Raw genomic sequence first — 679 nt, 5'->3', positions numbered from 1 at the left:
TCTTTTCAACGATTTCGGCTTTAACAAATCCGACAGATTCCGATTGGCTTGCTGTTTGGAGTTGACGCCGTTTGGCAAAGAACGTGGATAAACTCAGTCCATGCTCTTCACAAAAAGCGCGTTGGGTAACACTGCTGCTTTCATATTGCTCAAACAGTGATTGCCATTCTAGGTTGGTACGTCGTTTTGCCATTTCAACTCTCCTTTGGGTTGGAGAGTTGATCTTATTCTTCGTGCTGAAGGATTAGAATGCGGTGTTCATGGCACGCTTACGGATTAGCTGGCATTGTTATCCCCTTAAAAATCTAGACGACAACTATGCTGACACGGGGGGAAACAGCCGATCGCAATCACCGAAATACGCATAAGCGACATATTGTTTTTTAAAGTTAACTGGGCTTAGATATCCAAGAGCACTGTCCTTCTTGTTCGATTATAATCAACTTCGATGTGCTTGGATGAAAATACGCAAGTGCTTGATGCATCTCTTCTCACGGGTGAGGTGTTGCGTTTCAAGTGGCGGAGAGCCTTTAAATCAGAATGCTACCCGAACAAAAAAATGGCCATAAGAAACTAAGATGTTTCATGGCCACATTGATAGATTAATGTTAAATAAATTGAGCTACGGATACTCCCCATATTTCAGCTTAGTATTAACACCAGGGCGGGAGCATACTTT

The 679-nt window shown here is 42.7% G+C and carries 1 protein-coding gene; it reads right to left on the bottom strand.

Annotation, left to right across the window (positions count from 1 at the left end):
- Positions 1-193: IS66 family insertion sequence element accessory protein TnpA (tnpA, locus tag AB4585_RS22455; RefSeq protein WP_408063596.1), on the bottom strand; the 193-nt coding region annotated here is incomplete at its 3' end.
- Between the last annotated feature and the right edge of the window lie 486 nt (positions 194-679).

Source organism: Vibrio sp. 10N.222.49.C9 (assembly GCF_041474985.1).
Lineage (GTDB): Bacteria > Pseudomonadota > Gammaproteobacteria > Enterobacterales > Vibrionaceae > Vibrio > Vibrio crassostreae_C.
This window is presented reverse-complemented; position numbering and strand designations above follow the sequence as displayed.